Below are 12675 nucleotides of genomic sequence, written 5' to 3'. Positions count from 1 at the left end.
CGCTGTTCACACGGTCGTCCTGGTGCAAGGGGCCTCCCGGGCGGACGGCTGTTCGCCGTCCGCTGAGATACGACGTCCCTTTCGGACACTGCGCGGACGTCGACCTGGAAGGCTTATTCCCTCGAACAAGCGCGGCCATGCCAAGGCATATGACGACGCGTTGGTTAACTCCGGGTTACCCCGACCTCAGGGGCGTACGCGGGTCAGCCGCCGTAGCGGCGGTGGCGGGCGGCGTAATCGCGCAGCGCACGCAGGAAGTCGACCTTCCGGAAGGCCGGCCAGAAGACTTCGCAGAAGTAGTACTCGGAGTGAGCGGACTGCCAGAGCATGAAGCCCGACAGGCGCTGCTCGCCGCTGGTGCGGATCACCAGGTCGGGGTCCGGCTGGCCGCTGGTGTAAAGGTGCTTGGAGATGAGGTCGATGTCGACGCTCTCCGCGACCTCCTCCAGGCTCGTGCCCTTGTCGGCGTGGTCCAGGAGCAGCGAGCGCACGGCGTCGGCGATCTCCTGGCGGCCGCCGTAGCCCACCGCGACGTTGACGAGTATCCCGGTGTTGTCGTGGGTGGCCTGTTCGGCTTCCTTCATGACGGCCTGCGTGCGGGCGGGCAGCAGGTCGAGCGCGCCGACGTGGTGCACACGCCAGCGGCCGTCCGCGACGAGGGAGCGGACCGTGGCCTCGATGATGCCGAGGAGCGGGGTCAGCTCCTCCTCGGGCCGGTCGAAGTTGTCGGTGGAGAGCATCCACAGCGTGACGACCTCGACGTCGGTCTCCGCGCACCAGCCGAGGAACTCCTCGATCTTGTACGCGCCCGCCTGGTGGCCCTGAGCGGTGGTCCCGCCGGACGCCTTCGCCCAGCGGCGGTTGCCGTCGAGGATGACCCCGATGTGCTTGGGCACCTGGTCGTGGTCGAGGCGGCCTTCCACCCGGCGTGCGTAAAGTCCGTACACCAGGTCGCGCAGGTTCACGTGTGTCAGCCCCTCCAGCAGATGGTGGTCCCAAGGGGTGTGCGTAGGGCAGTCCCCGAGGGCGACACCCTACCGCTGCGCGGGCCGCCCTCCGAAGTCGGGTGCCCGCCGCTGAAGTAGCTTCATCCTCATGAACGACACCTTCGTGTACCGCCCGGCCCCGGACCGCTACGACACCATGGAGTACCGGCGCACGGGCCGCAGCGGCCTGAAGCTGCCCGCGGTCTCCCTCGGCCTCTGGCACAACTTCGGTGACGACAAGGCCCTGGACACGCAGCGCGCGATCCTGCGCCGCGCCTTCGACCTGGGCGTCACGCACTTCGACCTGGCGAACAACTACGGGCCGCCCGCCGGTTCGGCCGAGCTGAACTTCGGCAAGCTCTTCGCGCAGGATTTCGCCCCCTACCGCGACGAACTGGTCATCTCGACCAAGGCCGGGTACCTCATGCACCCCGGCCCGTACGGCGAGTGGGGCAGCCGCAAGTACCTGCTGTCCTCGCTGGACGCCTCGCTGAAGCGGATGGGCCTCGACTACGTCGACATCTTCTACTCCCACCGCTTCGACCCGGACACCCCGCTGGAGGAGACGATGGGCGCGCTCGCGTCCGCCGTCCGGCAGGGCAAGGCGCTCTACGTGGGCGTGTCCTCGTACAACAGCGAGCAGACCGCCGAAGCGGCGCGGCTGCTGCGGGAGATGGGGGTGCCGGCGCTCATCCACCAGCCGTCGTACTCGATGATCAACCGCTGGACGGAGGAGGACGGCCTCCTGGACACGCTGGAGCGGGCCGGGATGGGCTGCATCTCCTTCGTGCCGCTCGCGCAGGGGCTGCTCACGAACAAGTACCTGAAGGGCATCCCGGAGGGGTCGCGCGCCACGCAGGGCAAGTCCCTGGACCCCGAGCTGCTGAGCGAGGAGGTCGTGCGCCGGCTGAACGGGCTCAACGACATCGCGGCGGGCCGCGGCCAGTCGCTCGCCCAGCTCGCCCTGAACTGGGTGCTGCGGGACGAGCGGATGACGTCGGCGCTGATCGGCGCCTCCAGCGTCGCGCAGCTGGAGGAGAACGTGGCGGCGCTCGCGGGCCCGAAGCTGACGGAGACGGAACTGGCCGCCATCGACACCTTCGCGGTGTCGACGCCCGGCACCAACATCTGGGCCGGGCGCGGCTGACACCGGCCGGTCAGTTCCCGGGGCGCGGGCGGTCGAACCAGGCACCCGCGTCCCCCCGGGCCAGCAGGACGATCACCGCGATGGCGCCGAGCAGCGGCAGGAGACCGCCGGGGTTGCCGTTGGCCGCGCCGCCGAGCGCGCTCAGCGTCTGCAGCGCCATCAGGACGATGCACGCCACGCGGGTGCCGCCGCCGGCCCGCTGGAACCGCAGGGCCAGGCCCGCGGCCACCATGACCAGCACGTTCACTCCGACGGCGGCGCCCGCCGTCTCGGCGTCGCCGGTGGCGGCGATGACGACGGAGCCGAGCAGGACGAGCCCGGCGAGGACCCAGAGCACGATCTGCGCGGCGCGCACGGAGCCGGGCATCCGCTGCGGGGCCGTGGGGCCGTAGGCGTACGCGGGGTCCTGGGCGGGGCCGGGGTAGGCGGGCAGGCCCGCCTGGGGGTGCTGCTGCGGGGTGCTGGGGGGCGGCTGCGGCGGGGGAAAGTCGTTCGACATGTCCCTGACGATAACGAGGTGCGGCGACCTTGATCGTCGGGTTCCGGGGCCGTCATCGCCCGGCGATCGTCGGGTTCCGGGGCCTTGATCGTCCGGCGCCGGGACGCGGGCACAAAAAACGGGCCGGTCCGTGGGGGGGAGACGGACCGGCCCGAGGGGGGGTTTCCACCATAACCCTTCGTAAGTGATTCTGCGTGCATTGGCGCGCCGCAACTACTCTCCGACACCGGACGGCGACTGCGAGAGGCCGTTCTGCCTGCGGAATCCGGGGTTCGGGGGCTGGTTTCGGCCGGGCGGTGCCGTACTCCGCACGGGGGACCCCGGGAACGTTCGCAGACTTGACGTGGTGCGGGGTGACGGCTCGCGGTGCCGTGCGGCCCCCTCCACCGCACGGCACCGCCCACGGAGCTTTGCTCACGCGAATTAGCCTTGGTCTGAACTTACGGGACGGCGAGGAGCAGATCGAGCCAGTATTGATAACGATGCGGAATCAAGGCTTCGATTTAGGGGCCCGCGGGGGCCCGTTCGGGACCCTCGTGGGCCTACCTGACGGTGTGACGCGTAGGCGAACTTTGCCCGGATGGGCCGTCAGCTCTCCTTTCGCGCCTTGCCGGCCACGATCTCCTCTATGTGCTGCTCGCCCCACGCCCCGAGGGGGCCCAGGGCCGCGTTGAGGGACTGGCCGAGGTCGGTCAGGGAGTACTCGACCTTCGGCGGCACCTGGCGGTAGACCTCGCGGTGCACGATGCCGTCCGACTCCAGCTCCCGCAGCTGCTGGATCAGCATCTTCTCGCTGACGCCGGGGACGCCGCGCCGCAGCTCGCCGAAGCGCAGCGTCCGGCCCGCGTGCAGCGCCCACAGGATCATGGGCTTCCATTTCCCGCCGACGACGTCCACCGCCGCGTCCAGCCCGCACGCGTACGACTTCCCTGCCTTCAGCACGGCAACTCCTCGGCTCACCAGGACACTTACCGGACCGACAGTACCGACCGCGCGCGGCCGGCCCTACGGGTCCAGAGGCTTGCGGAGTTCGAAGAGGTGGCGGGTGCTGTGGGCGACGAAGGGGCCCTCGGCCTCGATCCGCTCGTGTAGTTCGCGCAGCCGCGGCCGGTAGGCCTCCACGCTGAAGCCGGGGACCATCCACACCACCTTGCGCAGGAAGTGGACGACGGCCCCGACGTCGAAGAACTCCATCCGCAACCGCTCGGCCCGCAGGTCCACGACCTCCAGGCCCGCCGCCTCGGCCTCGGCGCGCTCCCGGTCGGGGTGGCGGGCCGCGCGCACCTCGGGCGGCTGCGGCCCGAGGAAGTACTCGACGACCTCGAAGGCGCTGGCGGGGCCGACGTGCTGCGCGAAGTACGTGCCGCCGGGGCGCAGCACGCGGGCGATCTCGCCGAAGCGGGCCCGCACCGGGTGGCGGCTGGTCACCAGGTCGAAGGCGCCGTCGGCGAACGGCAGCGGGGCGTCCTCCGGGGACGCGACGACCGCGACGCCGCGCGGGTGCAGCAGCGCGGTCGCCTTGGCCACGTTCGCGGGCCAGCCCTCCGTGGCGACGGCGAGCGGCGGCAGGGTGGTGGCGGAGGCGAGCACTTCGCCACCGCCGGTCTGGACGTCGAGCGAGGCCCGCGCCCGCGCGAGGCGGCGTGCCATCGCCTCGGCGTACCGCCAGGAGGGGCGCGCCTCGGTGGCCCTCCCCTCGAACCAGGAGAAGTCCCATCCCTCGGTGGGCGCGGCCTGCGCCTCGGCGACGAGGGCCTCGAAGGCGGTGGGGTCGGGTCGGTCACTGGGGGCGGTGGGGCCGTTGTTCATGGGAGAAGCCTGGCATTACGGGCTCACGGCGGGGCCGCCGACCCGCGGCGGGGGTGCCGCGTCCCCGCACCCCCGCCCCGCCTCGCTCAGCCCGTGCCGGTCGCTCAACCCGAACCGGTCGCTCAACCCGAACCGGTCGGTCCGCCCGTGCCGGTCGCTCCGCGTGGGAAGGAGACCTCGACGCGGCGGTTCTTCTTGCGGCCCTCCTCCGAGCCGTTGTCCGCGATGGGGTAGTCCTCGCTGTATCCGCGTACGGAGAAGGTGACCTGGGGGCCGAGGTGGCCCGCCAGCTCGTCGTGCACGGCTTCGGCGCGGCGCTTGGAGAGCTTCTTGCCGTGGCCGTAGGAGCCGAGGTTGTCCGTGAAGCCGAACACCCGGACGTCCGTGGCCTTCTGCGCCTTGGCCTCCTCGGCGATCGCCTTGATGCGGGCGCTCGCCTCGGGGTTCAGCTCCGCGCTGTCCTTGGGGAAGAGGACCTCCGCCTGGAGCGCGAACTTCACGTCCGTGTTGGTGTCCTCACGGCGCTCCTCACCGCCGAGGTCCTCGACGACGGACTTGATGTCCAACACCTTCGCGGGCGCGAGCGTGGCGCCGTCGGCGAGCTTCAGCCCCGGGCTGTTGGCGTCGACCTCGGGGGGCGGGGAGGTGGTGGTGCTGCCGGGGGGCGTGCTGGGGCCGCCGTCGGCCCATGCGGGGACCGGGGTGAGGCAGAGGAGGGCCAGCGCGAGGGTTGCGGCGGCGCTTGCGCGGTGGGGGTGGCGGGTCATGGGTCACTCGCCGTCGGAGATTTCGAGGGGGGCGGGGGGCATGGCGCCTACTTGGAAATCGACCTTGGTCGTGCCTTCCGGGGGGGCGGGGAATTGGGCGTACCAGTCGGCGGTGTCTCCCCGCTTCACCCGGCCATCGAACTTGGTGCACAGGCACCGCCCTGACGTGTCCCTGAGAACGAGGTACTTCTTCTTCCCCTCGTTGTCGACCAGACTGGCTCCCGAGAGAGATCCACCGTTGGATCTCAATTCGCGCTCGTCACTGGCCCAGTTGGCACCCAACCATGACCGGTCTCCGTTGTTCTTCACCGTGCCGGAGACCGTGACAAAGCCACCTCCGTCCCGGACAGCCGAATGGATGGTGATGCTGACCTCGCCGTCCTTGGACTCCGCCAATACGCTGTCGGTCGAAGAAGCATCGTTCGGCTTCCCCTCATCACCTCCGTGACTTCCACCAGTTTTTGATGAAGAAGGGCTCGACTTCTCCGAACTGACTTCACCGTCATCCCCACCGCCGCAGCCGGCGACCGTGAGGACCAGCCCGGTGGTGATCGCCACAGCGGTCATTGCCCTGCGGGCCATCATGGTGCGCCGAACACTCATTGCTACCGCTTCCTTCTTTCGTCGATCTCCGGTCAGTCGACCAAGTGGACAGAGAAGAGCACGGACGGGTCAGGAAGGTCATCCGGGTCGAATTCCTCCGGGTCGATCTCGAAGGACCCTTCACCGTCGCAGAGGAACTTCACGTCCTTCTTCGGATTCGCCGAGGGATCCACATGACAGCGTGGCTTGACGACAGCGGTCGCATCGGCCTTGGCGTGCTGCGTCTCGGTGCCGGGGATGATCGAATCACCCACCGTGTAATTGGTCTCGATCGCTACACGGAACCCGGGGTATCCCTTCACCTCGACCGGCTCGACACCCCGGGTCCGGGAATCGTTCTCCGCCGCGAGGGCGTCGGCCGCCGCCTGGGCCGTGCCCATGCCGGTGATCTCGTACCCCGTCAGCCAGTCGAGCCAGTCGTCTCCCTGCCCGATGGACAGGCCCAGCCCCTCGACCAGATCGTCCCTCGACTCCTGGGCCGCCGCCAGAGCGGCCGCGTCAGCGGCGGACTGGGCGCCATTGCGCGCGGAGGCCGCCTGAGCGAAAGCGAAGAAGGCGAATGCGACGAAGAGCAGAATCCCCGTCAACCAGATGCAGATGAGAAGGCTCTGCCCTTGGTCACTTCGAAGGCGGCCTGTCAGCCACCACCGACCACGTCGTCGACCGCGTCCCCAATGGCTCCGGAGATCGTTCCATCCAGCCCGAGCTGGTCGATCAACGTGAAGATCCCCGCAATAAGAATCATGAGACCCGCATACTCCACGAACCCCGCCCCCGCGTCCCGATCCCTCCCTCGGATGCGGGATGTCACCGTCACCGTCCAGTCGACCCAGACTTCGAGCACGCGTTCCTTCAGCACGACGGCTCCTTCTCTCCCACCCGATACCGCGCCCTTTGTGGTCAGAGGCAACGTACGCCACACGGCGTACGTCGGCAGCAACTCCGCGCGACGTATGCGGTTTCCGGGGTGCCCGGCCCGCAAGTTGGCGGATTACCTTCCCCCTCGGTGAGATCACCATGCACGAAGTCCCCTCCCGCGAACCGTGAGCTCAGCTCCGACTGTCCCACATCGCATTGCAGCCGCGAAGGGGTTTCGCACAGTTGACGGCAGTTGAGGAAACCCGCTCATCAGCGCCCCAGAATCGAACCGAAGTCCGAGCCCGAGCCGAGGAACATTCCCGCCGCGATAAGGATCATCGTGGCGGGCAGCATGAAGACCAGGGTGACCATCGTCGCCTTGGGGATCGTTTTCGCCGCCCGGCGCCGGGAGTTCTGGGCGTCGGTGCGCCGCATGTCCGTGGCGATCTGGATCAGGGTGTCCGCGATGGGGGAACCCAGTTCCTCGCCCTGCTGCAGCGCGGAGACGAACTGCGCGACCTGCTCGGAGGCGTTGCGGCGGCGCAGCTCGTCGAAGGCCTGGCGGCGGCCGACGCCCATGTCCATCTGGCGCAGGGTGATGCGCAGTTCGTCCGCCCACGGACCCTCGTACCGCTCCGCCACCCGGTCCAGCGCCTGGCGGAAGCCGAGGCCGGCCGAGACGACGACCGCCAGGACGTCCAGGAAGTCCGGCAGGGTGCGGTCGATGACCTCGCGGCGTTCGCGGACGGCCTGCCAGATCAGGGCGTCCGCCGCCGTCGCCCCGAAGGCGAAGGTCAGCAGGCCGAGGAGCGGGGAGCCGTTGGTGAGGAAGACCAGGCCGAGGACGACGCCGAAGATGCCGTAGACCGCGCGCCGCGCCGCGTAGCGGTCGATCGTGAGGCCCCCGGGGTTGCCCGCCATGTCGATCCGGCGGCGTTTGGCGTCGACCCGTTTTCGGCCCATGAGGCGCAGGACGAGCGGTGCGAAGCGCATGCCGAGGCGGTCCACCGCCGAGCCCGCCGCCGAGACGCGGGTCCCGCCGACCTCCAGGGCGAGGGCCAGGTCGGACGGCAGTTTGGCGTCCGCGCGGTACATCCGGACGCCCTGGCAGGCGCCGGCCACGGCGAGGCCCATGACCACGGCTAACAGCAGGCCCAGCACGGCAACCCCCTTGTCGCGTACGGCATCTCAGACCTCGATCTTGCCGAGGCGTCTGATCACGAAGAAGCCGATCCCGTACAGCCCGAGGGAGATCAGGATCAGCGTCTGGCCCACCGGGGAGCCGGTCACCCGGGCCAGGGCGCCCTCGTTGGAGGAGTTGATCAACAGCAGCGAGCCCAGGCCGAGCAGCGGGACCGTGAACGCCGTCGCGTTGACCTCCGACAGCATCGTGCGGACCTCGCGCCGCGTCTCCTTGCGGTCCTCCAGGGTCTGCGTGAGGTTGCGCAGGGAGTTGACCACCGTGCCGCCCGCCTTGTTGGACAGGACGAGCGTCGTCACGAGGACGATCAGCTCGCGGGAGGGCAGGCGTTCGGCCAGTTCGCCGAGGGTGTCGTCGATGGACCGACCCAGCGCCAACTGGTGCGCGACGTGCGAGAGTTCCTCACCGGCCGGGGCCTCCAACTCCTCCGCCGCCATGGCCAGCGACGTACGCAGGGCCAGTCCCGCCGCCGTCGCGTTGGCCAGGATGCGGGCCACGTCGGGGAGCTGGTTGATGAACGCCTCGATGCGTTTCTGGCGCTGCCAGTTGAGGAAGGCGACCGCGCCCCATATCGCCACCACCCCCGCGATCGGGCCGAAGAAGGGCGCGAGGGTCGCCGCCGCCATCAGCCAGAGCGCGGCGACGACGGCCACGACGTAGGTGAAGAACTCACCGGCGGTCACGTCCAGGCCCGTCGAGGAGAGGCGCAGGTGGATGTCCCGGCCGAGGCGCGTGCGGCGCAGCCTGCGGTCGACGGCGGCGAAGCGGCGCGCGCGGCCCGTCGGACCGCCGTCCCCGCCGCCGGGGCCGAGCGCCAGCCGGTCGATGAGGGCCTGGCGCTGGGCGCGCCCGGACGCGTACGCGTGGATGCCCGCGACGGCCAGCGTGCCGGTCAGGATCGTGGCGCCGAGGGCGAGCGTCGCGGGATCGGTCATCGGTCGGCTCCCCGTTTGGTCATCGGCCGGCTTCCCACCTGGTCATCGGTCGGTTCCCCGTCTCGTCCTCGGTCGGCTCCCCACCTGGTCATCGGTCGGCTCCCGATCTGGTCATCGGCCGGCTTGCCCACCTGGTCGTCGGGGCGGTCATCCGATCGCTTCCCTCGTGTCCAGTACGTCGATCGCCTCCGCCACGCCGTACGCCGGGGGCACCGGTTCGCCCGCGCCGTACAGCTTGTCGGCGATCTCGCGGGGCAGCGGCAGGTGCTCGAACCAGCCGCGCACGACGCGGTCGGCGCCGATCGGCTGCGCCACGAAACGGGTGACCGGCGCGATGCGGAACTGCTGGCGGCCGTGCGAGACGAGCAGGACGATCTCGGAGACCTTGCGGGAGCCGTCGCTGTGCCGGGCGAGCTGGACGACCACGTCGACGGCCGAGTTGATCTGGTCCCTCAGGGCCTCGAAGGGAATCTGGACCTCCGACATGGAGCCGAGGGTCTGCAGGCGCATCAACGCGTCCTCGGCGGTGTTCGCGTGCACGGTGGCCAGCGAGCCGTCGTGGCCGGTGGACATGGCCTGGAGCATGTCGAGGGTCTCGCCGCCGCGGACCTCCCCGACGATGATGCGGTCGGGGCGCATGCGCAGGCTGTTGCGCACGAGGTCGCGGATGGTGATCTGGCCCTTGCCCTCGACGTTGGCGGGGCGCGATTCGAGCCGGATCACGTGGTCCTGCTGGAGTTGCAGCTCCGCCGAGTCCTCGATGGTGATGATGCGCTCGTGGGCCGGGATCAGGCCGGAGAGCGCGTTGAGGAGGGTCGTCTTGCCGCTGCCCGTGCCGCCGCTGACGATGAGGTTGAAACGGGCCCGCACGAACGCCGCGAGCAGCATCAGCATGTGCTCGTCGAGGGAGCCGAGGCCGATGAGTTCGGGCAGCGTGTACGCGCGCGGGAAGCGGCGGATGGTGAGGGTGGCGCCGGTCAGGGCGAGCGGCGGGATGATGACGTTGACGCGCTCGCCGGTGGGCAGCCGGGCGTCGACCATGGGGTTCGACTCGTCGACGCGCCTGTTGACCGTGGAGACGATGCGTTCGATGGTCTGCATCAGCTGGTCGTTGGAGGCGAAGCGCAGGGGCAGTTGCTCGACGCGGCCGGCCCGTTCGACGAAGACCGAGTCGGGGCCGTTGACCATGATCTCCGTGATGGAGGTGTCGGCGAGCAGCGGTTCGAGGACGCCGAGGCCGAGCGCCTCGTCCACGACGCGGCGGATCAGCTGGGCGCGTTCGGAGGTGGAGAGGACGGGGCCCTCGCGGCTGATGATGTGGCCGAGGACCCGCTCCAGGCGGACGCGGCGGTCCGCGGCGGCGAGCGAGGACATCTCGGCGAGGTCGATCTCCTCCAGGAGCTTGGAGCGGTAGACGGCGACGAGGTTGTCGTCGCGGCTCGGTTCGCTCTGCTGGGTGGGGGCCACGCGGTCGCGCAGGCTCATGGCGTCCTTCAACTTCCCTCAGGGGTACGGGTCTCGGTGGGTCGCATCAGGTCTCGGTGGTCGGCTGGTCTCGGTGAGTCGCACCAGGTCTCGGTGGTATGCGGGTCTCCGTGGTCGGCGGGTCTCAGTACTCGGCGTCGTCGTCGTTGGGCATCGTGGCCTCCTTGGTGACGCTCCAGCCCGCGTCCACGAAGGGCAGCAGTGTCGGTACCTGGACTTCGACCGTGGCGGTCGTCGTGTCGCCGCCCGAGCCGACCGCGATGGAAGAGCTGAGACCGCCGTCCATGGCCGCCGCGCCCGCCGCCTGCCCCGAGTCGCCCTGGGACGCCGCGCGGGCCGCCGCGCGGGCGCCGGAGCCGGCCTGGTTGGCGGCGTAGCCCACCAGACCCAGCTGGATGGCGGCGAGGCCGACGAGCAGCAGGACCGGCAGGAACCCGGCGAACTCCAGGATGGAGACCCCCTGGTCGTCGTACCGGCGACGCCACGGTCCCCCGCCGAAGCCACCGCCCGGGCCCCGGCCCGGGTCACACCGCCGACGGCGCAGGCCCCCGCCGAAGCCACCACCCCGGCCCCGGCCCCGGTCCGGGTCACACCACCGACGGTGCAGGCCCCAGCCCGAGCCACCGCGCCGGTCCCGGCGTGGGTCACACCCCCCACGCCGCAGCCCCCCGCCCGAGCCCCCGTCCCGGAGCCGGTCCGGCCCCCGGAGACGCCCCCGCCCAAAGGAACGCCCCCGCCCCCGTGAACGCCCCGGCGCCCTCATCCCTCATCCCCCTCCTTCGCCGCGCCCGCTTCCCCGTCCACGCGCCATCCCGCGTCGAAGCCGGGGAAGAACACCGGTACGTCCACCGAGACGCGGGCCTTCCAGACCGTGCCCTCGTCCGTGCAGGTGATCGCCGCGTCCTGCCAGGCGCCGGGCAGATGCTCCTGGCCCGCGGCGGAGCAGGCGGCGGCCTCGCCCTCCCCCGCCGCGTGCGCCGCGGTGGCAGCCCGCGCCGCCTCGTCCGCCGCGTTGCCGGCGAGGGAGTACGTGTAGCCGTACAGCGCGCACTGCCACAGGATCGTCATGACGACGAGCAGCAGGGGGAACATCCCGGCGAACTCCAGCGTGACGGCGCCCCGGTCGCCGCCCGCCGCCTTCCTGCGCAGGGCGATCCCGCTCCGCTTCCCGCCGCCCGCGGGCGCCCCTTCGACGATCCCCAGTTCGCCCGCGAGCCCCCACAGCGCCTGTTTGACCGTGGAGCGGCTCTCCAGGTCCTGCATGCGGCCCGCGTCGACCGCGGCCCGCAGTTCCTTGAAGGCGGCCGGCACGGTGGTGCGGGCCACCCGGGTGCCGGTGACGCGCTCCACCAGGGAGGGCTGGATCTCCGTGCCCTTGCCGTGGCGGTTGACGACGGTGAGGGTCTCCTCGGCCTTGCGGATCTGGAGGCGGTCCCACAGCCGCACCATGCGTTTGGCGGCGCGTACGGCGACGACGTCCGGGGTGAGGAGCAGCAGGGCGTGGTCGGCGAGCTCGACGGCGACGGCGCCCGCGGCGGTGACGTAGGCCCCGCAGTCGATGACGACGACGTCGTAGCGGGCGCGCAGGGCGGCGAGGATCTGCCGGGCGACGCGGTCGGTGACCTCCTCGCCCCGCTCGCCCTCGGCGGGGGCGAGGAGCAGGCCGACGCCGCTCTCGTGGGTGTAGACGGCGTCCTGGAGGATGCGGGGCGTGATGTCGCTGATGGCGGCGAGGTCGGTGACCGAGCGGCGGAACTGCACGTCCAGGTAGGAGGCGACGTCCCCGGACTGGAGGTCGAGGTCGAGGAGCGCGGTGGTGCGGCCCGACGCCTGGGCGGCGAGGGCGAGTTGCACGGCGGTCACGGTGGTGCCGACGCCGCCCTTCGCCCCGCTGACGGCGACGACGGTGCCCGCGCCGGGCGCCCCGGGGCCGGCCGTGCCGCCGTACAGTTCGAGCCCGCCGCCGCTGCCGAGGTGGCGGCGCATGCCGGCGGACCAGGCGGCGGCGGCCTGGACCCGTTCGGCGAGGGCCTCGTAGGCGAGCGGGAAGCCGACGATGCCGCGTGCCCCGGAGTCCATGGCTGCCGTGAGGGTGCCCGGGCTGGTGTCGGCGGCGAGCAGAACGACGCCGACGGCGGGGAAGCGCAGCACGAGGTCGCGGATGAGGTCGAGCGCCGGGACCGGCCCGATCCGCTCGTGGACGAGGACGACCTCCGGCAGCTCGTCGACCGACTCGGCGGCGAGCCGGGCGAGGGTGTCGAGCAGCGCGGTCGAGTCCCCGACGGGCAGGGCGGGTTCGGCGTCGGGCAGCTGCCCGGTGAGCGTGGACAGGGCGCGGGCGGCCTCGATGTCCCCGACGGCCGGCAGGATCCGAGTGGCCATGAG

General features: G+C 71.1%; 14 protein-coding genes. 1 reads left to right on the top strand and 13 read right to left on the bottom strand.

Features of this window, described 5'->3' with window-relative positions:
• Positions 1-203: 203 nt before the first annotated feature.
• Positions 204-965 carry an isoprenyl transferase gene (locus ACZ516_RS31645; protein ID WP_358581888.1) on the bottom strand — a complete coding sequence of 254 codons (762 nt, stop codon included), beginning with the start codon at positions 963-965 and terminating at the stop codon, positions 204-206.
• A 130-nt stretch (positions 966-1095) separates the two neighbouring features.
• On the opposite strand from ACZ516_RS31645, the gene mgrA reads away from it, so the two are divergent.
• Positions 1096-2133, top strand: a complete 1038-nt coding sequence (gene mgrA / locus ACZ516_RS31640) for an L-glyceraldehyde 3-phosphate reductase (RefSeq protein ID WP_469013009.1) — start codon at positions 1096-1098, stop codon at positions 2131-2133.
• A 10-nt stretch (positions 2134-2143) separates the two neighbouring features.
• Here mgrA and ACZ516_RS31635 read toward each other — a convergent pair whose 3' ends face one another.
• The 12 genes from ACZ516_RS31635 to ACZ516_RS31580 all read right to left on the bottom strand — a co-directional run bounded on the left by ACZ516_RS31635 (position 2144) and on the right by ACZ516_RS31580 (position 12672).
• Complete coding sequence (locus ACZ516_RS31635; protein WP_361087524.1) at positions 2144-2632, bottom strand: hypothetical protein; 489 nt, start codon at positions 2630-2632, stop codon at positions 2144-2146.
• Between the two features lie 588 nt (positions 2633-3220).
• Positions 3221-3574, bottom strand: a complete 354-nt coding sequence (locus tag ACZ516_RS31630) for a winged helix-turn-helix transcriptional regulator (RefSeq protein ID WP_469013008.1) — start codon at positions 3572-3574, stop codon at positions 3221-3223.
• A gap of 63 nt (positions 3575-3637) precedes the next feature.
• Complete coding sequence (locus ACZ516_RS31625; RefSeq protein WP_469013007.1) at positions 3638-4441, bottom strand: class I SAM-dependent methyltransferase; 804 nt, start codon at positions 4439-4441, stop codon at positions 3638-3640.
• A gap of 122 nt (positions 4442-4563) precedes the next feature.
• The gene (locus tag ACZ516_RS31620; RefSeq protein WP_469013005.1) at positions 4564-5208 is read right to left on the bottom strand and encodes an OmpA family protein; all 645 of its coding nucleotides are present in this window, start codon (positions 5206-5208) and stop codon (positions 4564-4566) included.
• A gap of 3 nt (positions 5209-5211) precedes the next feature.
• Positions 5212-5811, bottom strand: coding sequence for a hypothetical protein (locus ACZ516_RS31615; protein WP_469013002.1), 600 nt, complete (start codon positions 5809-5811; stop codon positions 5212-5214).
• Positions 5812-5843: 32 nt separating this feature from the next.
• On the bottom strand, positions 5844-6452 hold the full coding sequence (locus tag ACZ516_RS31610; protein WP_469013059.1) for a pilus assembly protein TadG-related protein: 609 nt from the start codon (positions 6450-6452) through the stop codon (positions 5844-5846).
• Positions 6449-6655, bottom strand: coding sequence for a hypothetical protein (locus ACZ516_RS31605; protein WP_358912095.1), 207 nt, complete (start codon positions 6653-6655; stop codon positions 6449-6451). Before ACZ516_RS31605 ends, ACZ516_RS31610 begins: the two co-directional genes overlap by 4 nt.
• 284 nt (positions 6656-6939) lie before the next feature.
• Complete coding sequence (locus tag ACZ516_RS31600) at positions 6940-7830, bottom strand: DUF5936 domain-containing protein (protein WP_358581904.1); 891 nt, start codon at positions 7828-7830, stop codon at positions 6940-6942.
• Positions 7831-7857: 27 nt separating this feature from the next.
• Complete coding sequence (locus tag ACZ516_RS31595; RefSeq protein ID WP_469013000.1) at positions 7858-8805, bottom strand: type II secretion system F family protein; 948 nt, start codon at positions 8803-8805, stop codon at positions 7858-7860.
• A 147-nt stretch (positions 8806-8952) separates the two neighbouring features.
• Entirely contained in the window at positions 8953-10290 is a 1338-nt protein-coding gene (locus ACZ516_RS31590; protein ID WP_361087540.1) for a CpaF family protein, read from the bottom strand.
• Positions 10291-10414: 124 nt separating this feature from the next.
• A complete protein-coding gene (locus ACZ516_RS31585) occupies positions 10415-10741 on the bottom strand; it encodes a TadE/TadG family type IV pilus assembly protein (RefSeq protein WP_358581966.1) in 327 nt (108 codons plus the stop codon).
• A gap of 308 nt (positions 10742-11049) precedes the next feature.
• A complete protein-coding gene (locus ACZ516_RS31580; protein WP_469012998.1) occupies positions 11050-12672 on the bottom strand; it encodes an AAA family ATPase in 1623 nt (540 codons plus the stop codon).
• Between the last annotated feature and the right edge of the window lie 3 nt (positions 12673-12675).

This window comes from Streptomyces sp. NPDC034037 (assembly GCF_055575715.1).
This window is presented reverse-complemented; position numbering and strand designations above follow the sequence as displayed.

Excerpts from the sequence above, each read along its gene's own strand:
- ACZ516_RS31615 (WP_469013002.1), bottom strand. The coding sequence starts at position 5,811 with ATGAGTGTTCGGCGCACCATGATGGCCCGCAGGGCAATGACCGCTGTG.
- ACZ516_RS31625 (WP_469013007.1), bottom strand. The coding sequence starts at position 4,441 with ATGAACAACGGCCCCACCGCCCCCAGTGACCGACCCGACCCCACCGCC.
- ACZ516_RS31620 (WP_469013005.1), bottom strand. The coding sequence starts at position 5,208 with ATGACCCGCCACCCCCACCGCGCAAGCGCCGCCGCAACCCTCGCGCTG.
- ACZ516_RS31590 (WP_361087540.1), bottom strand. The coding sequence starts at position 10,290 with ATGAGCCTGCGCGACCGCGTGGCCCCCACCCAGCAGAGCGAACCGAGC.
- ACZ516_RS31635 (WP_361087524.1), bottom strand. The coding sequence starts at position 2,632 with ATGTCGAACGACTTTCCCCCGCCGCAGCCGCCCCCCAGCACCCCGCAG.
- mgrA (WP_469013009.1), top strand. The coding sequence starts at position 1,096 with ATGAACGACACCTTCGTGTACCGCCCGGCCCCGGACCGCTACGACACC.
- ACZ516_RS31580 (WP_469012998.1), bottom strand. The coding sequence starts at position 12,672 with ATGGCCACTCGGATCCTGCCGGCCGTCGGGGACATCGAGGCCGCCCGC.
- ACZ516_RS31595 (WP_469013000.1), bottom strand. The coding sequence starts at position 8,805 with ATGACCGATCCCGCGACGCTCGCCCTCGGCGCCACGATCCTGACCGGC.